Genomic DNA, 18,537 nt, shown 5'->3' on the forward strand with positions numbered 1-18,537 from the left:
GCTCGCTGTCACGCGAGCCGGCCGCGCCCGTCCTTGCCGAGTCGACGCCCGAGGGTGGCTCCGGGGTCGGGGATCAGGCGGATCCTGCCGGAAGCATTCTGCCGATCCGGCAGGAGAAGCCGGCCGCCCGGCGCCGGAAATGCCACCGGCGGTGGGACGAGGTTCGTCTCCACCGCCGGTGAGCGGGACGTCAGTGCGCCGAGAGCGTGCCGCTGATCTCATTGGGGGTCGCGTCGAGCGTCACCGACCCGGCGACCGTGCCGGTGGTCAGGTCGAGCCGGTGCACCTTCTTGGTGGCGGGCTCGGTGACGTAGGCGTCGTCACCGCGGACGAACAGGGCCGGGCGCGGCTCCTGCCACTCCATCGGCTCCTTCCACGCGCCGACCACCGGCCACGAGGTGGTCAGCTTGCCGCTGACGGGGTCGATGACGTGCAGCTTGCCGTCGGTGCCGAGGATCAGGCCCTCGCCCTTCGGGCCGCGACCCAGCGAGCGGAAGCTGTAGCTGACGCCCTCGGGCATCGGCACGACCTTCAGGGAGTTCGTGGTGGTGTCGATGAGCGCGAACTGCCCCGGGTTCTCCAGCTCGGCGTCGGGCTCGATCTTGTAGTCGCCGAGCAGGACCGGCGAGGCCTCGCTGCCGGCCTGGTTGCCGATCCGGCTGTACGCCCGGTCGCTCTTGACCTTGACGAAGGCGCCGTTCTTGAACAGCAGTACGCCGTCGTTGCAGCCGAGGCCCACGACCTCGCCCTGGGCGACGGCTTCGCCGTGCACCCCGGGGCACTCCTCGCTGCGGGCGATCTCCTTGCCGTCCTTGTCCAGGGCGATGGCGCCGGAGCGGGACTCCTCGGTGCCGAGGGTCACCACCAGGGTGCCGTCGGCGAGTTCCACGGCCACGCCGTGGTGCGGCTGCGCGGTCTTGTAGGTGCGTCCCTCGGGCTTGCCGTCGGTGAGCTTCTCCGGGTCGAAGCTGTGCACCTCGCCGGTGCCGTCGGTGAACAGGATGGTGCGGTCGCCGTGCCGCACGACGTGGCCCGGCTTGGCGCCCGGGTAGCTGACATCGGTCATCTTGCCGGCAGCCGCGTCGAGGACCTGGAATCCGGACTCGGTGGAGACGAACACGCCCGTGTCGTTGCCGGCCGGGTTGACCCGGTTGAAGCCGGGCAGGGTGACGTTGTGCGCCACCTTCAGCGCCTCGCCGTCGAGCACGAAGATGCCGCCGTCGTAGGTGATCGCCACCGGCTCCTTCACCGATGGCGCGGCGGACGATCCGGCCGGCGGAGCGGTGCCCTCGTCCGAACCGGACGCGCACGCGGTGAGCGCCAGGGTGGCCGCCACCAGGGCGGCTGCGCCGCTGATTCCACGATGCCTCACGTACTTCTCCCTCAACTGCAAATGACAACCATTTCCAAATACCATACACGGGTGCTTGGCGGCTTGACGCCGGGGTGTCCCAACCGGGCGTGTCTCAGCCGGAGAGGCCGCCGATGATCGCCTCGGTGTTGAAGCGCATCATCGCCAGGTAGCTGGGGGCCCCACCGTCGCTATCACTGAGCGACTCCGAGTACAGGGCGGTCACCTCGACCCTGACGCCGGCCTCGGAGACGAGCACCTCGGCCAGCTTGGCCGGCTGTGAGGTGTCGACGAAGATCGCCGGCACCCGGTGGGTCCGGATGGCGGTGACCAGCGAGGCGAGATCCGACGAACTCGGCGACGCGAGCGTCGTGCCGCTCGGGATGATCGCGCCGATGACCCGGAAGTCGTAGCGGTCGGCGAGATAGCCGAACACGTGGTGGTTGGTGACCAGGACCCGGCGCTCGGCCGGGATGGCGGCGAATCGCCGCGCGAGGTCCGCCTCCAGCTCACCGATCTTCTTCGCGTACGCGTCCGCGCGCTCCCGCACCACGCGGGCGTCCACGCCGTCGACGTGCTCGACGATCTCGTCGGTGAGCAGCCGTACGGCGGTGACCATTCGGGTCGGATCCGTCCAGAAGTGCGGATCCGGAAGTCCCGCGGCGTCGCCGTCCTGGTACTCCATCGGGTTGATCCTGGTCCCCACCTCGACGGTCGGGACCTTCTCGGCCTTCGCCGCCTCGACGTGGCGCAGGACGCCCTCTTCGAGCCCGAGTCCGTTGTAGACGAGCAGGTCGGCGGTCTGCATGGTGTGCGCCTCGCGGGCCGAGACGGCGAAGGAATGGGGGTCTGCGTTGCGCTTCATCAGCACGCTGACCTCTGCCTCGTCGCCGACGATCTCGGTGACGACGTCGCCGAGGATGTTCGTGGTGACCACGATGCGGGAGTCGTCGGGTGAGGTGCAGGCCGTACCGCCGGTCAGCAGGGCACCCACGACGAGCGTTGTGAGGAGCCTCCGTCGCCTCATCGGCCGACCTCCACGGTGAGATCCGGTCGTTCGGCCACCTTCAGCGTGCGGGCCGTGCGCAGCCCGTCGCGGTAGTCGATCTCGTGGATGACCCGGCTCTCCGGATCGGCCAGGTAGGCGCGGTCGGCGTCCAGCGTCAGCCCGGCGGCACGCAGTGGCTTCTCGGCGAGAACCCTGCCGGTTCCGAGGTCGTAACTGATCAGCTTGCCGGCGGCGTCGAGGGCGAGCACCGTGCTGCCGTCCGCCGGGGACGCGGCGGCCACCAGTCGGCGGCCGGTGGCCGGCACGTACCGCAGGGTGGCCTTGGCGGCGTTCACCGACCAGATGCCGGTGCGATCCGCCACCGCGGCCTCGTTGCTGCGCGGCCGGTAGCCCAACCCGTCCGGCGGGACCGGCGTCCGTGGGGAGGCCAGCACCGTGGCGGTCAGCTCGTCGCCGTTCTGCCTGACCCGGACGAGGGTGTTCTCGCACGCGATGACGGCGCCGCCCCGCAGTACGGCCCACCCGCGGGGCGCCGCGCAGGGCGCCTCGAAGGCGCCGGTCGGCTGGCCCTTCGCGTCCATGGCGACGATCCGGTCGGCCGGACGCCGGGGGTCGTCGCCCACGGCGACGAGGAGCTTCCCGGCGTACGGTACGGCCAGCGGCGTGGAGCTCTTCGAGTCGATCGTGGCCAGCTCGGCTACCTTGCCGGCCTCGAGTTCCCGTCGGTCGAGGACCGTCACCTTGCCGTCGGCGGTACCGACCGTGGTGTGGCCTCCGAAGCCGGCGACCGTCCGGACCGGTGCGTCGAGCGACAGCGCGCCGACCGACCGGGACGGTGCCCGGTAGTAGTGGACGTGGTCGGCGTGGTCGACCGTCCACACCCCGGCGTCGACGATTTCGAGGGTGCGGTCACCGCCGTCGACGTAGACGAAGCGGCCGTCCTCGGTGAGCCGCTCGGCGCCGACCGACAGCCCGATCTCCTTCTCGGATCCGGTGCTCAGGTCGAGCAGACGCAACCGCTGAGCGCCGCGGGCCGCGTACGCGATGGCCGGTTGCGCCTCGGCCAGTTCCTCGGCGCCTTCCACGTAGCCGTGTGGCGTCTCCTCGACGTTCTGTGACTGTTGTCCTCGCGAGCCGCACGCGGAGACCGCGACCGTGAGGCAGAGGGCGGCCACGCCGAAGAACCGTCTGGTAGTACCGATGATCACAAACTTCCTTCCGATGCAGGCTTGGGGGTGGGCGTGAAGGCCGGTGACGGACGGCGTCGCACCGCGGTCGTGACCCGGCGCGCGCCGAGAATGCCGAAGAACATCAGTACGGCGACGGCCGCGATGGTGGCCCCGGCGGCGGTCGCCGCGTACCACGAGACCCAGAGGCCGATCACCGTCGCGGCCGAGCCGATGCCGAAGCTGGTGAGCATCACCGCCGGGAGCCGCCGCGCGACGAGCATCGCCGCCGCGGAGGGCGCGATCAGCATCCCGAAGGCGAGCAGGGTGCCGACGACGCTGAAGGCGACCGCCATCGTGATGGTGAGCAGGGCCAGCATGACGGCGTTGGCGATCTCGGGGCGCAGGCCGAGGGTCCGGGCCTTACGCGGGTCGAAGGTGAGCGCCAGGAACGGTCGGTAGCAGACGGCGGAGGCCGCCGCGACCACCACGACCGCGGCGGCGAGCAGCAGCAGGTCGGGCCACCGGATGGCCAGCACGTCGCCGAACAGGAACGCGGTCAGGTCGGTCGCGAAGGACCGCGAGTGCGAGACGACGATCACCCCGACCGAGAGCATCCCCACGAACAGCAGCCCGATGCTGGTGTCGCGCCCGAACTCGCGGCTGTGCCGCAGGGCGTTGACGCCGACCGCCATGGCGAACGCGCTCGCGGCGGCCCCGACGACGAGGTTGCCGCCGAAGATCGACGCGATGGCGACACCCGGCAGCATGCCGTGGCTCATCGCCTCGCCCAGGAAGGTCATCCCGCGGGCGATCACCCACACGCCGACCAGGGCGCACACCGCCGCCAGCAGGACGCCGCCGATCAGCGAGCGGACGACGAAGGACACAGTGAACGGTTCGAGCAAGGACGCCATCACCGGCTCGACTATAGTGCAACTGAAAACCGATACCATTTAGGGGAAGCGTTGGACACCGAGATCCTGACCGTCGACAACATGGGCTTCCGGTACGCCGGCACCCCCGTCCTGCGGGGCATCAGCCTGCGCGTGGAAGCCGCCTCCACGGTCGCCGTGACCGGCGCGAACGGCTCCGGCAAGAGCACGCTGCTGCACCTGCTGGCCGGTGTCGAGGAGCCGGCCGAGGGCAGCATCCGGCGCCGCACCGGCTGCCGGCTGGCCCTGCTCCCGCAGCGCACCAGCGGCATCGACGCGCTCCCGCTGACCGTCGCCGAGTGCGTCCGGATCGGCCGGTTCCGGCCACGCCGACGCCTGAACCGCGACGACCGCGCCGCCGTGAGCACGATCATGGAGCGGCTGGACCTCGCCCACCTGGCCCGGCGGCGGCTGCGCGAACTGTCCGGCGGGCAACGCCAGCGCACCCTCGTCGCCCAGGCCCTCGTCCAGGTCGCCGACGTCTACGTGCTGGACGAACCCACGGTCGCCCTCGACGCGACGAGCCGGCGACACGTCCACGACCTGCTCGCCGAACGGGTCCGTGCCGGCGCGGCGGTGGTCTACGCCAGCCACGACGCCGCCGACGCCACCCTCGCCGATCGTACGGTGCGACTTGCCGGTGTCCAGGGCTGCACCGTCACCGACGCTGCTGGTGAGCGTGGCGGCAACGGAACAACCGTCGTCCGGCCGGTCACCCGGGCGCCACGGCTGCGGACCGGCGGGTGAGGCCGGCTGGAACGGGGTCAGTGTTCGCCGTGCACCACTGGAGAGTGGCCGCACCCGTCCCCGTGGACGTGGTCGTGCTCCTCGGCGATCGCGTGCTCGCTCGACACGGCCATGAAGACAAGAACTGAAACCGTCGGTCCGACCAGCCCGTGGGCGACGGTCCGGTACCAGTCCCGGTCGGCCGCGGCGGCGTCGACGAGGCGGGTCGTGTGCGCCGCCCAGTCGATGCGCGCCTCGGTCATCGAGGTCGCGGCGATCCGTGGCGGGCGTACTTCTGGCGGAACTTCTCGACCCGGCCGGCGGTGTCGAGCAGGCGTTGCGTCCCGGTCCAGAAGGGGTGGCTGGCGGACGAGATCTGCACGTCGATCACCGGATAGGTGTCGCCGTCGGTCCACTCGATCGTCTGGTCGCTGGTGGCGGTGGAGCGGGTGAGGAAGGCAAAGTCCGCGCCCTTGTCTCGGAAGACGACGGGGCGGTACTCGGGGTGGATGCCGGGCTTCATGCGGGTTGCGCTCCTTCGGTGTCGGTGTCGGTGTCGGTGTCGGTGTCGGTGTCGGCCAGCTCCTCCGTCCCGAGGGGGAAGCAGCCGGCGAACGGGTCGGGGTAGGTGCGCCAGGTCTGTTCGCCGTCGGCGAGCTCGGCGTCGGTGAGCAGGCACCCGGCGAGGGTCCGGTGCAGGTCGACGGGGTCGATGTCGAGGCCGATGAAGACCAGGTGCTGGTGCCGGTCGCCGTAGTAGGGATCCCAGTCGAGGGCGGCGGCGAGGCGACGCTGGTCCTCCACGTGCTCCCAGTGCTGCTCCGGCAGGCTCACCAGCCAGTACCCGAGGGAACCCATGGCCAGGCCGCCGCCGGCGAACTCCCAGGCCACCACGGTGTCGGGCTGGCTGGCCAGCCAGATGTACCCGCGCGAGCGGATCATCTCGGCGTTGACCTCTTCGAGGACGTCGTGCAGGCGCTGCGGGTGGAACGGCCGGCGGGCACGGAAGACGGCGGAGACGACTCCGCAGTCGGACTCCGGCTCGTGCGCGCCGAGGGTGTAGCCCTGCAGGCCTCGGTTGAGGATGCCCGGGGTCTCCGGCCGGTGCCGGTGGGTGTGGCGAAGGTGCCGGGTCAGCCTGCCGGCATCGACGAGGTCACCGTCGACGCGGACCTGCGCCGCCCACGGCGCCATGCGTTGCAGCAGCACCGACAGGCGACCGGTGTCGTACGCGCCCTCGCGGGACTCGCCCCACAGGACGAGGGTGTCGGCGTACTCGATCTGCCGGACCACGACGTCGGCCAGCGCCCGGTCGTCGTTGGCGGCGGCCGCGATGCCGAGGGTCTTCAGGTCCTCGGTGCTGGCCAGGCCGTCGAGCAGGTGCTCGGCGTCGACCACGGTGACGTAGGAGTCGACCCGGATCAGGTCGGTGATCGGGGCGCCGTCGACGAGGCAGTGCGCGCAGACGGCGGCGACCGCCTCCGGTTCGACCACCTCGGGCAGCATCAGCAGCAGGTCGCGGTGCGGCTGGGCGCGGGCCAGCCGGGCGAGGGTGGGCAGCACGTCTTCCCGCAGCGTGCAGGAGACACATCCGTGCGCCAGGGTGATCCGCTCGTCCTCGAGCACGCCGGCAGCGTCGCGCACGATTCGGTGCACGGTGCCGGCGGCCAGGTCGGCGAGATCGTGCCGGACCAGCACCAGCGCCGGGTCCGCCGCCAGCAGCGTGCGGGCGACGGCGTACGTCGCGGACGGCCAGAAGCCGCTGAGCACGGTCAACGACGGCCCAGTGGCGGCCGTCGTAGCGCCGGGGTCGGCGGGTGCGAGCGGTGACGTCGACATCACAATCCTCTCGACACGAGCTGAAAACGGTTGTCATTATAGGCGCGTGATGGACGACCGATGGGTGGGGGTGTCGATGGAGGACGACGGTGGCGTGGTGGTCACCATCCGGCTGAGGGGCTCGGCGGGACCTCACGATGCCGACGCGACCCGCCTGCTGCGGCTGGTGGGTCGCATCGCCGCCCGTCAGGCCGAGGGCGGGGTGGAGCCTTCTGCCGCGCGGGGCGCGCACCTCCTGCGAGTCGTCCCGCACGCGCGGACGGTCTACTGCGACGGCCGCGAGATCCTTCTCACCCGGCGCGAGTTCGACCTTCTCCGGCACCTTGCCGACCATCCCCGGCGGGTGTTCACCCGGGACCAGTTGCTCGATCGGGTGTGGGGGCACCCCTTCACCGGCATCCGGAGCGTCGACGTCCACGTGCGGCGCCTGCGGGTGAAGCTCGGCGCCGACCTGCCGGTGATCGCCACCGTCCGCGGCGTCGGCTACCGGCTCGGATCCGCCATGTCGGTCGAGGTGGTGGAAGACCCCGGTTGAACGTCGTCCGATCGGCTGATGTAAAAACGAAAACCGCTGTCGTTATCGTTCGATCGAACCAGGAGGAGTTGAGTCGTGTCCCGACGCTGTGACGTCACCGGGGCGGAGCCGAGCTTCGGCAACGCCGTGTCCCATTCGCACCGGCGCACCCGTCGCCGGTGGAACCCGAACCTGCAGAGCCACCGCTTCTGGCTGCCGTCCGAGGGCCGCTGGGTGCGGCTGACCCTGACCGCCAGGGCGCTGAAGACCGTGGACCGTAAGGGCATCGAGAAGGTCGTCGCCGAGATGCGCGCCCGGGGAGTGAAGCTCTGATGGCCAAGCAGACCGATGTCCGTCCGATCGTGCGGCTGCGCAGCACCGCCGGTACCGGCTACACGTACGTCACCCGTAAGAACCGCCGCAACGACCCGGACCGTCTGGTGCTGCGCAAGTACGACCCGGTCGTGCGCCGGCACGTCGAGTTCCGCGAGGCCCGCTGATGGCGAAGAAGAGCCTGAGCAACCGTCAGGCCCGCCGGGAGGACCTGGTCGCCCGGCATGCCGACCGCCGGGCGGAGCTGAAGCGGCTGATCGCCCACCCGGACACCGACCCGGTCGTACGCGCCGACGCGGTCCGCTCGCTCGGTCGGCTCCCGCGCGACTCCAGCCCGGTCCGGCTGCGCTCCCGGGACCAGATCGACGGCCGTCCGCGAGGCGTGTTGACCCGCTTCGGGCTGTCCCGGGTCCGGTTCCGGGATCTGGCCCTGCGTGGTGAGCTGCCGGGCGTCCGCAAGGCGTCCTGGTGACGGTTGCCGTCACCGGTCGGGTACGGGCCACCCGCTGCGCGCCGGCCGGACCCACTCTCCTTGCGCCTCGGCCGGGAGATGACGGGCGTGCCCAACAGCGGCAGCGTCGATGACGCCGCAGGATGTGACGACGGCCGGCAGGGTGCCGGCCTGCCCGTGCGCGTCCTACTCGTACGGTTCGACGGGCGCGGGGATCTTCTCCCAGGTCTCCACCTGGAAGTAGGGCAGGTCGGCGTCGTTGACGGGATCCTTGGCGGTGTGCGGGATCCACCGGCCGGTGGTGCGTATCCAGGTGTTCGCCGGCCCCTCGGGCACGTCACCGCGCAGACCGACCTTGACGGGGATGCCGTCGGCGGCGCAACAGGACAGCATGATGCGGGCGAGCATCGGCTCGCCGTCCGGGCCGGGGGCGAGGAAGCCGGTCAACTGGATGCGCCGGCCCTGCAGCGTGCGCCCGTGGTCGTAGACGGCTCGATACCCGTACTCGAGCAGGGACAGCTCGGCCGGGTCGCCGGGAGGCAGCGGCGGGTAGGCGACGTCCCGGTCGTCGGTCAGGGCGGAACCGGCGCGGGCCGCGGTGTCGGCGCCGAGCGCCGGCGGGACGACGAAGAGCAGGGCGAGCGCGGGGAGCAGCAGCAACCAGCCGACCGCGGGACCGGAACGGCCGTGGCCGTGGCCGTCGTCGTCCGGCTGCCCCTCGGGCCCGTTGAGGTGGCGCAGTTCCTGCACGAGCGCCACCAGCGCGGTGATGACGAGCAGCAGACCGGCGGCGATGAGGAACGGGCGCAGTCCCTGTTTGACGTAGCGCAGGTAGAGGTCGGTGAGGCTGGCGCGCAGGATCGCGCCGCCGAGGAAGACCAGCACCACCGCCTGGGTTCCGCGACTCACCAGATCACCGTCCCGAGTCCGGCCGCGACGAGCACGGCGAGGGCGAAGGTGGCCGGGGCGAACCGGACGGCGAACCGCCGACCGAAGATGCCGGCCTGCATGGATATCAGCTTGAGGTCGACCATCGGACCGACCACGAGGAAGGCCAGCCGGGCGGTCAGGGAGAACTGGGACAGTGAGGCGGCGACGAACGCGTCGGCTTCGGAGCAGATCGACAGCAGCACCGCCAGGGCGGCGAGGGCGAGCACCGACAGCACCGGCCGGGCCGCGAGGTCGTGCAGGAACTGCTGCGGTACGACCACGTTGATCGTCGCCGCGGCCATGGCACCGACCACCAGGAATCCGCCTGCGTGGATGACGTCGTGCCGGCAGGCGGTCCAGAACGCGGCCATCCGGGGCAGCCCGTCGAGGTGGGCGCGGTGCGGCAGGCGGATCCAGTCGGTGCGGCCCAGCCGTAGCCACAACCAGCCCATCATCAAGGCGACCAGGAGGCTGGCGCCGCCGCGGGCGACCACCATCTCCGGGTTGCGCGGGAACGCGACGGCGGTGGCGGTGAGCACGATCGGGTTGATCGCCGGCGCGGCGAGCAGGAACGCCAGCGCCGCGGCGGGGGTGACACCGCGGCGGATCAGCGACCCCGCGATCGGCACGGATCCGCACTCGCAGCCGGGCAGCACCACCCCGGCCATGCCGGCCACCGGCACCGCGAGCGCGGGATGGCGGGGCAGGGCCCGCGCCCAGAACGAGCGGGGGACGAACACCGCGATGACGGCGGAGAGCACCACGCCGAAGACGAGGAACGGCACCGCCTGCACCATCACCGACACGAACACGGTGAGCCAGGTCTGCAGCCGCGGATCGGTGACCAGTGCCCCGATCTGCCGGTGCAGCACGCCGACGAGGATGAGGAGGAAGCACAGCACCTCGGTCGAGCCGACCCACCGCTCGCGGTCGGGCGCCTCCGGCTCGGCGCTCGGCACGGTGGAAGTCTGCGGCTCGGGCCGCGGGGGTGCGGCGGGATCGGTGGTGCTCAGGCGGATCACCTCCCAGCTTCGACGGCCGTATCTTACAGTGATTGTTTCGTCACGGTGCGCCAATGCGTGGCCAGAGTGAGCGCCAGGTGACGGGCGTGATCGAAGGGGATCCTCCGCTCAAAGAAAGCCATTGTCACTAAGTGCACAAGGCGTTGTGGCCAGGCCGTGACCAACCCGCACGTCGGCGTCACACGGGCACGTCGGTCGAAGAAACGGCAGGTATGCCGGATCCCAGCCCGTGCCACGTTTGACTGCCCGGATGGCGTCGGTGCGGCACCGTCAGGGTCAGCGAGAAAACTGCATATATGCGCAATGCATAATGGGTACGGATGCCAGATGGCTCGCAGCGGTCGCCCACGACGACCGCTCGCAGCGAATGGGCCGCGGAGACGAACGGAGACGAGAAACGGTGAGCGAGGCGACCGGCATGATCCGCAATACCCGCCAACGCGCCGACGTGCTGGCACTGCTGCGCGAGGTCGACGGCTTCCACAGCGCCCAGCAGCTTCACCAGATGTTGCTGGATCGGCAGGCGCGCGTCGGCCTGACCACCGTCTACCGGACACTGCAGATGCTTGTCGACACCGGCGAACTCGACTCCACCAAGCTGCCGGGGGGAGAGCAGTTGTACCGACGGTGCAGCCAGAGCCGCCACCACCATCACCTGGTCTGCCGCGAGTGCGGCCGCACGGTCGAGGTCGCCGGGCCGGCCGTGGAGCGGTGGGCCGACCAGGTCGCCAGCCAGCACGGCTTCACCGACGTCGGCCACACCATGGAGATCTTCGGCACCTGCGGCGCCTGCGCCACCTGAGCGCCATCGTCAGCGTCAACCGCGCAGAACGTCGCGTCTGAGCCGGGCGATGGTGCGCAGGGTCGTTGCCCGGTCGCCGGTCACCTCGACCAGGAACAGCAGGTGGCGTACACCGGGAAGCGCGGCGGCCGCCGCGACGGCCGCCCGGCACCTTCGCGGGGAGCCGACCGGGTGTTCGGCGATCAGCTTCCGAACGTAGGCGTCGATGTCGGGTGGACCGCCCCGGGTGCCGTCGAGGCGAACGTACTCCCGGGTGCCGGCCAGCAATCCGGGCAGTTCGTCGCGTACGGTGCGGGCCGCTGCCATATCGGTGTCCTCGACGTGGGCCAGATGAACACTGCCGTGCGGCGCCCGCGAACCGTCCCGACCGTGTTCGGCTGCGACCTGCGCGTACCGAGCCAGCAGCGCCCGCTTTTCGTCGAGGTCTGCGTGCAGGCCCAGCAGCAGCGGCAGGCCGTGGCGGGCGGCGAGGTCGACGGTGGCCGGTGACGTTGCCGCGACCCACGTCGGGATCGGCCGTCGGGGTCGAGGCACCACCTGCACCGGCCGGAACGGAAAGCGTGAGTTGCCGGCCACCGTCGCCGCACCGGACATCCACCTCAGCAGGATCTCCACTGCGTCGGCCATGCCGCCCGTGTAACGATCCTCGCCGGTGCCGAAGACCTCGACATCGACCCATGGGCCGCCACGCGCGATCCCCAGACGGAAACGTCCGCCGGACAGCTCATCGAGCAGCACGGCCTCCTCGGCCAGGCTCACCGGGTGCCGGACCGACAGCACACTTGCGGCGGTGCCGACGGCGATCCGGCGGGTCGTCCCGAGCAGGTGCGCGGCGAAGGTCGTCGCCGATGGGCACACCCCGTAGGAGATGAAGTGGTGCTCGGCGATCCAGACGCCGGCGTAGCCGGCGTCCTCCGCCGCCAGGCCGTAACGGTGCGCGTCCGACAGCGCCTCGGCGTGGCTGCCGCCGGCACGGTGCCCGGCGAGCAGGAACAGGTGTGTCTGGACCTGCCCGCCGGGCCACCCGGCGTCGCGGTGATCAGCAGTCACGCAGCTCGGGTGACTGGTTGAGCAGTTGCCCTCGCGTCGAGACGAACCTGCGGTAGACGTCGGAGTCGACGGCGCTCAACCGGAACGCGGCCACCCGGTGACAGTTCTGGAAGGCCAGCTTCACCCCGAAGTGGCGCTCGAGACCCGAGCGGATCGCATCGCTGGCCAGAGCCCGCAGGAGCTGTCCTCGCTCCGCCTCGCTGGGCGGTGGCACCACGTTGTCGGCGAAGTCCTCCGTGGAGGACTCCAGCTCCGCGACCACCCGGCTGACGGTTTCCCAGGCGTACGGGAGGGAGTCGCGGACGCAGGCGACGAACGCATCGTCGTCCACGGGGCCGGCCTCGGCGGCTTCGAGCAGGGCTGACGGGACGGTGAGAGACATGATCCTCCTCAGGTACCTGAAACGACCATCATTGCCGATAGAGTTACCTGGGGAGCACACCACGTAGTCGGGCGGTGCGTCAACAGGGTCGGGTGAGTCCGCCTTCGCGTGAGTCGACCGACCGGTTCGGCGATGTCGGAAAGGTGCCTCGACCTGGTCTGGAAGAGGGGGAGCCGTTGCGCTGTCCCGGCGCCGGCCCGGTGCGCAGGCCGCTGCCCACAAGCTGGGTGCTCTCGATGAGCTGGAACGTTCGCGGTCAACCACGCGCGACAGTCGGTGACAATCGAAGCGGAACTCATTATCGTAAAGGTCAGAGCACGTCGACGGTGACTGCCGGCGGGGAGGTCAGGCTGTTGTGCACCGTGCAGTGCGACGCCACCGCCAGCAGCGCCTGCGTGCGTGCCTGCGGAAACCCGCGCGGCAGCCGCAGGGACAGCCGGATGTCTGCCACCCGCGCCGGCCGGCCCGCTGCCATCCGGTACGTGACCGATACCCCGAGGCCGTCCCGGTCCAAGCCGTGCCGGGTCAGGTACCGGCCGGCATAGAACGCCACACAGGTGGCCAGCGAGGCCACGAACAACTCCACCGGCGTCGGCGCCGCGTCGCCGCCGCCCGACTCCGGCGGCTGATCCACCAGCATCTGGTGTCCCCGCACCGTGAACGCGTAGGACTCACCTGCCGCGAACCAGACGTCCACCGCCCCGATCTGGCCATTCACGGCCTGTGCGCCGGCTTGTCCCATCGCCTGCTCCTTCTCTTGCTCCCGCTTCAGTCAACGCCCGCAGTGCACCTCGGTAGAAGTCCCGTCCGACCCGGATGAGAGGACCTTGGGCCCTGCGGAACCCGATTTCGGATCGCGACGCCGGGCCGGACCCGGCTGCGAGGTTCAGGAGGCGCGGCGGCGGCCGAAGCGGGAGCACGGCCGCGCCGGCCGTCATCGACGACCCGAAGATCACCGTGTCGGCGGCGTACGCCACATGCCCGGCACCTGCCGGCGGCCGACCAGGACCCGGCGCGGGCCCGCCTCCGGCTGAAACGGCTGCGGCGCGTCGACGACGGGCTGGCCCGGCTGACGGCCGCGCTCGGGCCCGGCGAGCGCCCGCAGGACCGGCCGTGCTCCAACAGGAGCGGGGTTGCCGGTCAACACTGGGGCCTGGCTCTCCCTCGCCGCCGCCGACTCCAGCTCATCGAGCAGCCCGCCGGGTCACGGCGGGCTGCATTTGACAGCTCTAGAAGGATCTCAATCCGTGTTCCACCGCATTGTCCAGGTTGTGCCTGCCCCGGTCCGGAGCGGAGTCAGCAACCCTGGCGGCGGCTGTAGATCTGGTGGCGCTGACCAGCCCATCCGATGTAGCCGACCGCCTCGACGCAGTAGTTCGCCGTGCCGGTGACGGCGACCGGGCCGGCGTGATAGCTGAAGTCACCGGAATCGGTGTCCGCGCCTCCCGAACGGGTGCAGTGCGCGCCCTCGTTCGAACGCTCCGCGCAGCGGTAGATCTGCACGAAGGTGGGTGCCGACTTTCCGTACGCCGCGCCGCGATGGTAGAAGCAGGCGCTGTTGGTGCCGCCGTTGCTGCTGTTGTAGTAGATCACCAGTTCACCGAGCCCCGACGACTGCACCTGGCTGTAGGTGATGGTCCCCGAGCAGGAGCCGGCCGCCTGGGCGGCGGGGGCGCCGACCGTCAGGCCCGCCCCGACGGTCACCAGCGCCGTCAGCATCGAAAGTGCACGTTTCATGAATCCATCCGATCCGTAGCCGAGCTGTCCATAGTGGATCATAGACGCCCGCCGAGAAGGTGCCGCCGACACCCGATTCCATGCTCCGGGCGGGCGAACGAGACCTGCTGTTCGAGCAGGTGAGATCCCGGTACGCCGATGGAGCCGTTGCCGCGGGCGGCGCCGAGGGACTGCTGCCCACGGTCCACTGACGACGGACCGTGACGGCCTCGCATCCATCGGCAGTCACCTATTGACAAATAATATTAACAATTGCACCCTTCTGAGAGAGCGCTCTCCCGTCCCTGTCACCAGCGAGGTGTCGCCATGCGTCTCCGAAGAAAGCTGCTCGCCGCCGCGTCCGCCCTGCTCGCCGGGCTCGCGGGCGCCGTCGTCGCCACGCCCGCCCACGCGGTCGGACCGGCGTTGCTGCCTGTCACCGTCACCAACACCACCGGTCGCAGCGACCCGGTCTACCTCTATGTCATCGGCGTCCAGCTGTCCTCCGGCCGGCTCGGCTACGTCACCTCCGGCGGCGCCTTCGTGCCGTGGACCGGTGGGCAGATCCCGCCGGCGCCCGCGCCGGACGTCTCCATACCGGGCCCCGGCAACGGCGGCAGCACCACGATCCAGTTCCCGCGTGGCTTCTCCGGCCGGGCCTACTTCGCCCTCGGGCAGAAGCTGAAGTTCTTCCTCACCCCGGACGGGCTGGTGCAGCCCGCGCCCTGGGCGGCCGGTGACGCGAACCGCGACATCCTCTTCGACTGGAGCGAGTTCACCTACAACGACTCCGGGCTGTGGCTCAACAGCTCCCAGGTCGACATGTTCGCGATCCCGCACGCGGTCACCGTGACCGGCGCCAACGGCGTCACCAAGCGCACCGGCGACGTGGTGGCCAACGGGCGCAACGCGGTCATCGACGGGATCCGGGCGCAGCCGGGCTGGGCCGGCACCGTCCACACCCGCTCCGACGGGACCGTGCTGCGCGTCCTGGCTCCGGGCAAGGCGGCCGGGGCCGGCCTGCTGAGCGCCACCTACCTGGACTCCTACATCGCCTCCGCGTGGAACGCGTACACCACGAAGACCCTGACCGTGGCGCCCTTCGCCGACCAGCCGGCCATCCGGTACTACGGCCGCACCTCGGGCAACACCATGACCTTCACGAACGGCAGCGGCCAGGTGGTCGCCTCCTTCAACCGGCCCTCCTCGGCCAGCGTCTGGGGCTGCGACGGCGACCTGCCCGCGCCGAACGACCAGGTGGTCGGCCCGATCTCGCGTACGCTCTGCGCCGCCCTCAACCGGGGCACGCTCGGCACCATCGACACCCAGCCCAGCACCAACGCCGCCGACTTCTACCGCAACAACCCCACCAACCAGTACGCCCGCCTGATCCACGCCAACATGACCGACGGCCGGGCGTACGCGTTCGCCTTCGACGACGTCGGCGGATTCGAGTCGCTGGTGCACGACGGTGACCCGCGTTCGGCTGGACTGATCCTCAGCCCGTTCACCGGCGGCGGCGGCAACCCGGCCACCGGGGTGCCCGTGGTCAGCAACTGGAACAACAAGTGCATCGACGTGCCGAACTCCAACTTCGCCGACCGCGCGCCGCTGCAGATGTGGAACTGCAACAACACCAACGCGCAGAAGTGGACGTTCACCGGCACGGCGTTGAAGAGCCAGAACGACAAGTGCATGGACATCGACGCCGGGTCGACCGCGAACGGGGCGGTGGTGCAGCTCTACACCTGCAACGGCACCGGCGCCCAGCAGTTCACCCTGAACGCCGCCGGAGACCTGGTCAACCTTCAGGCCAACAAGTGCGTCGACATCAAGGACTGGAACGGCAACGACGGCGCGAGGCTCCATCTCTGGGACTGTGCGGGCACGGCCAACCAGAAGTGGCGCAAGGGCTGACCGGTCATGCGACGGGCGGGGGCGACCGCGAGTCGCTCCCGCCACCGGCAGGTTGACGGATGCGTCGACCCACGGCAGTCGAGGCGCTCACTGGACCGGGACGAAGGTGGCGGCCAGCACCCGCCAGTTGCCGTTCTCACGCACCCACAGCCGGGTGTAGCGCAATCGCGCGGACACAACGGCACCGCCCTGAACCGCATCCACCGCAGCGACCGTGCGGGTCACCCCGGTCTCACCGTCTTCCTGGACGTCGAGCGACTCCTCCACCAGGCCGATGATTCGCAGGGCCCCCGAGCGGTAGCTCTCCAGGTCATCGTCCTTCGTGAAGACCGTGCCATCCGGTCCGGCACCCACGACCCGGGGGTGCAGAAGCGCGTCGAGGGACTCGACATCGGCGGCGCGCTGAGCGGCTTGGAGCCGCCGTTCCGCAGTATGGAGATCCATCCACCGATCCTCTGGAGCGCCCCGCGACAAGACAAGCCGGTTCGCTCGCGGCAGAACGGCGCTGCCGGCCCAGAAGGGTCCTTCACCTTGCTGGGCCGCACCGGCGGCTGGCGCCGCCGTCGTACCGGTGAGCCGCCCGGGGCACCCGGATCAGGCCGGCGGGTGGTCCGCCTCGAACCGCTCGCGGGTCAGGAACGCCAGCTGTGCCCGCTTGTCCGGCATGTCGATCTCGGAGGCGAATGTGAAGCCCTCGGTTCGCAGCCGTCGCAGCGCGGCCTCGTTGCGCACGTCCGGCTCGACCACGATGCGCCGCGCGGCGGGATCCCGCAGGAGGAACCGGGCCAGGGCCGGACCGACGGCGGTGGTGAGGCCGCGGGCGTAGCGCCGGGGCGGGTTGAGCAACAGGTGCATCCCGACGTCCCCGGGCTGCACCGGGTAGCGATCGCCGACCGGGTCCGCCTCGGGCCGGTAGGTCTGGAACAGCCCCACCGGTTCGCCGTCGAGCAGGACCAGGTACGCGTGATGGGTGTCCAGCCCGTCGAGGAAGGTGTAGATCTCGCGCACGTCCTCGAGGCTGTGTCCGCCCATTCCCCAGAACGCGTTGCGGGGCAGGCTGACCCAGCCGTGCAGCAGAGCGGCGTCCCGGCCGGGGCGCACCGGCTCCAGCGCCAGGTCACCGAGGTCGGGAATCTTCTCCTGGTAGATCACGGTCGTCTCCTCCTCGGGGCTCCGGCGGGTGCCGGGGGTCAGCGGTTCGGTGGGCGGCGGGATCAGGTCGCCGGCGGCCCGGTCGGTCCGGACCACCGCCGCGCGCCGGCAGACGCCGGAGACGCCCGGGACGCCGGAGGTGTCAGCACGCGGTCGTATCGGCGAGGGCCACCCGCCAGCCCCGGGAGTGCGGTTCCCTCAAGTGGTCAACTTAGGTTACCCTCGCCTAACTAAGGTGGACCTTACCTGGAGGGGCTCGTGAAACGGAACTGGGAGGGCCTGGTGCTCAAGGCCATGGGGGGCCGGGACTTCCGGCTCACCGTGCTGGGCACCGAGTCGGTCGACGGGCACTACCAGCGCCTGCTCCTCGACGACGGCGGGCTGCTGGCGGCCTGCGGCACGCACCCGACGATGTGGATCCGGCTCTGGTTCGACAACGGCGGACGGGCCCACCAACGGGCCTACACACTCGTCGACCCGGACCCGGCCACCGGGCGCTTCACACTCGAGTTCGCCGTGCATGACGGCTGCGCCGCCCGCTGGGCGGCCACCGCGCGGGAGGGCGACACCATCGACGCGACCGTACAGGGCAGTGCGTTCGCGCTGCCCGACCCGGCGCCCGAGCACCTTTACCTGGTCGGCGACGCGGCCTCGCTGCCGGCGGTCAACAGCCTCCTCGACGCCGGCGCGGACATTCCGGCGACGGTCTGGCTGGAGTACGCCCACGAGGGGGAGAAGGCGCTGGCCCTGCGCGCCCGCGCCCACCACGACGTGACGTGGGTGCCCCGCCGCGACGACGGCCGGCACCTGGTCGACACCGTCTGCGCGGCGGTGCCCGCCGGTGCGACCACGCACTACTGGGTGGCCTGCGAGGCGGCCAGCACCCGCAGCATCACACGGCACCTGCGGCGCACGCTCGGTGTCGGCAGGCACCAGCTCACAGCGCTCGCGTACTGGCGGGCCACGTGATGGGCCCAACCGGGATCCTCACCTCGCTCTACGTCACGCAGTACCTCGGCATCGTCTGCTCGTTCGTGGCCGCCTCGCTCGGACTCGCCGCCGCCGAGCGGTTCGGCTACCCGGCCGTCGCGCCGGCGTCGCTGGTGCTTGTCGCGGCCGGGGTGGCGGTGGGCGTGACGCACCAGCGCCGGTTCCCTGCGGCGACGCTGATCGCCGGCACCAGGGCCGACCCGCCCGCCCGTCCCGTACCGGTGCTGGTGCCGGCACCGTGACGCTCGGCCC

At 70.9% G+C, this 18,537-nt stretch carries 24 protein-coding genes; 9 read left to right on the forward strand and 15 right to left on the reverse strand.

Going from position 1 to position 18,537, the window contains the following annotated elements:
- Window positions 1-190: 190 nt before the first annotated feature.
- From aztD to aztB, 4 genes are all read right to left on the reverse strand, one after another.
- Window positions 191-1,372: a zinc metallochaperone AztD gene (gene aztD, locus ABIH81_RS20240; RefSeq protein ID WP_349876466.1), complete on the reverse strand. Its 1,182-nt coding sequence runs from the start codon at window positions 1,370-1,372 to the stop codon at window positions 191-193.
- A 94-nt stretch (window positions 1,373-1,466) separates the two neighbouring features.
- Window positions 1,467-2,345, reverse strand: a complete 879-nt coding sequence (aztC, locus tag ABIH81_RS20245; RefSeq protein ID WP_349876467.1) for a zinc ABC transporter substrate-binding protein AztC — start codon at window positions 2,343-2,345, stop codon at window positions 1,467-1,469.
- 29 nt (window positions 2,346-2,374) lie between these two features.
- Complete coding sequence (locus ABIH81_RS20250) at window positions 2,375-3,568, reverse strand: hypothetical protein (RefSeq protein WP_349876468.1); 1,194 nt, start codon at window positions 3,566-3,568, stop codon at window positions 2,375-2,377.
- Window positions 3,565-4,482, reverse strand: a complete 918-nt coding sequence (gene aztB / locus ABIH81_RS20255; RefSeq protein WP_349876469.1) for a zinc ABC transporter permease AztB — start codon at window positions 4,480-4,482, stop codon at window positions 3,565-3,567. The genes ABIH81_RS20250 and aztB overlap by 4 nt, the downstream gene beginning before the upstream one ends.
- Window positions 4,483-4,494: 12 nt before the next feature.
- Between aztB and aztA the strand changes: the two genes are divergently transcribed.
- Window positions 4,495-5,208, forward strand: coding sequence for a zinc ABC transporter ATP-binding protein AztA (aztA, locus tag ABIH81_RS20260; RefSeq protein ID WP_349876470.1), 714 nt, complete (start codon window positions 4,495-4,497; stop codon window positions 5,206-5,208).
- Between the two features lie 17 nt (window positions 5,209-5,225).
- Here aztA and ABIH81_RS20265 read toward each other — a convergent pair whose 3' ends face one another.
- The 3 genes from ABIH81_RS20265 to ABIH81_RS20275 are packed head-to-tail and all read right to left on the reverse strand — an operon-like array spanning window position 5,226 to window position 7,029.
- Window positions 5,226-5,450: a hypothetical protein gene (locus ABIH81_RS20265; protein WP_349876471.1), complete on the reverse strand. Its 225-nt coding sequence runs from the start codon at window positions 5,448-5,450 to the stop codon at window positions 5,226-5,228.
- Window positions 5,447-5,710 carry a type B 50S ribosomal protein L31 gene (locus tag ABIH81_RS20270; protein WP_349876472.1) on the reverse strand — a complete coding sequence of 88 codons (264 nt, stop codon included), beginning with the start codon at window positions 5,708-5,710 and terminating at the stop codon, window positions 5,447-5,449. Before ABIH81_RS20270 ends, ABIH81_RS20265 begins: the two co-directional genes overlap by 4 nt.
- The gene (locus ABIH81_RS20275) at window positions 5,707-7,029 is read right to left on the reverse strand and encodes a GTP-binding protein (RefSeq protein ID WP_349876473.1); all 1,323 of its coding nucleotides are present in this window, start codon (window positions 7,027-7,029) and stop codon (window positions 5,707-5,709) included. The genes ABIH81_RS20270 and ABIH81_RS20275 overlap by 4 nt, the downstream gene beginning before the upstream one ends.
- A gap of 43 nt (window positions 7,030-7,072) precedes the next feature.
- Here ABIH81_RS20275 and ABIH81_RS20280 point away from each other — a divergent pair, with 43 nt between their 5' ends.
- From ABIH81_RS20280 to rpsN, 4 genes are all read left to right on the forward strand, one after another.
- Complete coding sequence (locus tag ABIH81_RS20280) at window positions 7,073-7,561, forward strand: winged helix-turn-helix domain-containing protein (protein ID WP_349876474.1); 489 nt, start codon at window positions 7,073-7,075, stop codon at window positions 7,559-7,561.
- 75 nt (window positions 7,562-7,636) lie between these two features.
- Entirely contained in the window at window positions 7,637-7,873 is a 237-nt protein-coding gene (gene rpmB, locus ABIH81_RS20285) for a 50S ribosomal protein L28 (protein WP_349876475.1), read from the forward strand.
- Window positions 7,873-8,040 carry a 50S ribosomal protein L33 gene (gene rpmG, locus ABIH81_RS20290; RefSeq protein ID WP_018783846.1) on the forward strand — a complete coding sequence of 56 codons (168 nt, stop codon included), beginning with the start codon at window positions 7,873-7,875 and terminating at the stop codon, window positions 8,038-8,040. Before rpmB ends, rpmG begins: the two co-directional genes overlap by 1 nt.
- The gene (gene rpsN / locus ABIH81_RS20295; protein ID WP_349876476.1) at window positions 8,040-8,345 is read left to right on the forward strand and encodes a 30S ribosomal protein S14; all 306 of its coding nucleotides are present in this window, start codon (window positions 8,040-8,042) and stop codon (window positions 8,343-8,345) included. The genes rpmG and rpsN overlap by 1 nt, the downstream gene beginning before the upstream one ends.
- Window positions 8,346-8,510: 165 nt before the next feature.
- On the opposite strand, the gene ABIH81_RS20300 is transcribed toward rpsN, so the two are convergent.
- Complete coding sequence (locus ABIH81_RS20300; RefSeq protein WP_349876477.1) at window positions 8,511-9,233, reverse strand: TIGR03943 family protein; 723 nt, start codon at window positions 9,231-9,233, stop codon at window positions 8,511-8,513.
- Entirely contained in the window at window positions 9,230-10,213 is a 984-nt protein-coding gene (locus ABIH81_RS20305; protein ID WP_349876478.1) for a permease, read from the reverse strand. The genes ABIH81_RS20300 and ABIH81_RS20305 overlap by 4 nt, the downstream gene beginning before the upstream one ends.
- A gap of 430 nt (window positions 10,214-10,643) precedes the next feature.
- Here ABIH81_RS20305 and ABIH81_RS20310 point away from each other — a divergent pair, with 430 nt between their 5' ends.
- Window positions 10,644-11,078, forward strand: a complete 435-nt coding sequence (locus tag ABIH81_RS20310) for a transcriptional repressor (protein ID WP_349881164.1) — start codon at window positions 10,644-10,646, stop codon at window positions 11,076-11,078.
- A gap of 15 nt (window positions 11,079-11,093) precedes the next feature.
- On the opposite strand, the gene ABIH81_RS20315 is transcribed toward ABIH81_RS20310, so the two are convergent.
- The 4 genes from ABIH81_RS20315 to ABIH81_RS20330 form a co-directional block, all read right to left on the reverse strand.
- Window positions 11,094-12,128 (reverse strand): LLM class flavin-dependent oxidoreductase, encoded by a 1,035-nt coding sequence (locus ABIH81_RS20315; RefSeq protein ID WP_349876479.1) that lies wholly within the window; start codon window positions 12,126-12,128, stop codon window positions 11,094-11,096.
- Window positions 12,118-12,510 carry an SCO5389 family protein gene (locus ABIH81_RS20320; protein WP_349876480.1) on the reverse strand — a complete coding sequence of 131 codons (393 nt, stop codon included), beginning with the start codon at window positions 12,508-12,510 and terminating at the stop codon, window positions 12,118-12,120. Before ABIH81_RS20320 ends, ABIH81_RS20315 begins: the two co-directional genes overlap by 11 nt.
- Before the next feature lie 310 nt (window positions 12,511-12,820).
- On the reverse strand, window positions 12,821-13,252 hold the full coding sequence (locus ABIH81_RS20325; RefSeq protein ID WP_349876481.1) for an OsmC family protein: 432 nt from the start codon (window positions 13,250-13,252) through the stop codon (window positions 12,821-12,823).
- Window positions 13,253-13,806: 554 nt separating this feature from the next.
- Window positions 13,807-14,229, reverse strand: coding sequence for a hypothetical protein (locus tag ABIH81_RS20330; protein WP_349876482.1), 423 nt, complete (start codon window positions 14,227-14,229; stop codon window positions 13,807-13,809).
- A 324-nt stretch (window positions 14,230-14,553) separates the two neighbouring features.
- Here ABIH81_RS20330 and ABIH81_RS20335 point away from each other — a divergent pair, with 324 nt between their 5' ends.
- Window positions 14,554-16,143 (forward strand): beta-1,3-glucanase family protein, encoded by a 1,590-nt coding sequence (locus ABIH81_RS20335; RefSeq protein ID WP_349876483.1) that lies wholly within the window; start codon window positions 14,554-14,556, stop codon window positions 16,141-16,143.
- Between the two features lie 87 nt (window positions 16,144-16,230).
- Here ABIH81_RS20335 and ABIH81_RS20340 read toward each other — a convergent pair whose 3' ends face one another.
- Both ABIH81_RS20340 and ABIH81_RS20345 read right to left on the reverse strand, forming a co-directional pair.
- Complete coding sequence (locus ABIH81_RS20340; RefSeq protein WP_349876484.1) at window positions 16,231-16,587, reverse strand: nuclear transport factor 2 family protein; 357 nt, start codon at window positions 16,585-16,587, stop codon at window positions 16,231-16,233.
- A gap of 150 nt (window positions 16,588-16,737) precedes the next feature.
- On the reverse strand, window positions 16,738-17,295 hold the full coding sequence (locus ABIH81_RS20345; RefSeq protein WP_349881165.1) for a GNAT family N-acetyltransferase: 558 nt from the start codon (window positions 17,293-17,295) through the stop codon (window positions 16,738-16,740).
- 258 nt (window positions 17,296-17,553) lie between these two features.
- On the opposite strand from ABIH81_RS20345, the gene ABIH81_RS20350 reads away from it, so the two are divergent.
- Together ABIH81_RS20350 and ABIH81_RS20355 are read left to right on the forward strand one after the other, a co-directional pair.
- Window positions 17,554-18,264, forward strand: a complete 711-nt coding sequence (locus ABIH81_RS20350; protein WP_349876485.1) for a siderophore-interacting protein — start codon at window positions 17,554-17,556, stop codon at window positions 18,262-18,264.
- Complete coding sequence (locus ABIH81_RS20355; protein WP_349876486.1) at window positions 18,261-18,527, forward strand: hypothetical protein; 267 nt, start codon at window positions 18,261-18,263, stop codon at window positions 18,525-18,527. Before ABIH81_RS20350 ends, ABIH81_RS20355 begins: the two co-directional genes overlap by 4 nt.
- The last annotated feature ends 10 nt before the right edge of the window (window positions 18,528-18,537 follow it).

The organism is Micromonospora sp. HUAS YX12, from assembly GCF_040215685.1.
Taxonomy (GTDB): Bacteria; Actinomycetota; Actinomycetes; order Mycobacteriales; family Micromonosporaceae; genus Micromonospora; species Micromonospora tulbaghiae.

Bases quoted from the DNA above. Each gene is read 5' to 3' on its own strand.
- aztB (WP_349876469.1), bottom strand. From the start codon at position 4,482: ATGGTATCGGTTTTCAGTTGCACTATAGTCGAGCCGGTGATGGCGTCC.
- ABIH81_RS20265 (WP_349876471.1), bottom strand. From the start codon at position 5,450: ATGACCGAGGCGCGCATCGACTGGGCGGCGCACACGACCCGCCTCGTC.
- ABIH81_RS20270 (WP_349876472.1), bottom strand. From the start codon at position 5,710: ATGAAGCCCGGCATCCACCCCGAGTACCGCCCCGTCGTCTTCCGAGAC.
- rpmG (WP_018783846.1), top strand. From the start codon at position 7,873: ATGGCCAAGCAGACCGATGTCCGTCCGATCGTGCGGCTGCGCAGCACC.
- rpsN (WP_349876476.1), top strand. From the start codon at position 8,040: ATGGCGAAGAAGAGCCTGAGCAACCGTCAGGCCCGCCGGGAGGACCTG.
- ABIH81_RS20310 (WP_349881164.1), top strand. From the start codon at position 10,644: ATGGGCCGCGGAGACGAACGGAGACGAGAAACGGTGAGCGAGGCGACC.
- ABIH81_RS20320 (WP_349876480.1), bottom strand. From the start codon at position 12,510: ATGTCTCTCACCGTCCCGTCAGCCCTGCTCGAAGCCGCCGAGGCCGGC.
- ABIH81_RS20325 (WP_349876481.1), bottom strand. From the start codon at position 13,252: ATGGGACAAGCCGGCGCACAGGCCGTGAATGGCCAGATCGGGGCGGTG.
- ABIH81_RS20330 (WP_349876482.1), bottom strand. From the start codon at position 14,229: ATGCTGACGGCGCTGGTGACCGTCGGGGCGGGCCTGACGGTCGGCGCC.
- ABIH81_RS20335 (WP_349876483.1), top strand. From the start codon at position 14,554: ATGCGTCTCCGAAGAAAGCTGCTCGCCGCCGCGTCCGCCCTGCTCGCC.
- ABIH81_RS20340 (WP_349876484.1), bottom strand. From the start codon at position 16,587: ATGGATCTCCATACTGCGGAACGGCGGCTCCAAGCCGCTCAGCGCGCC.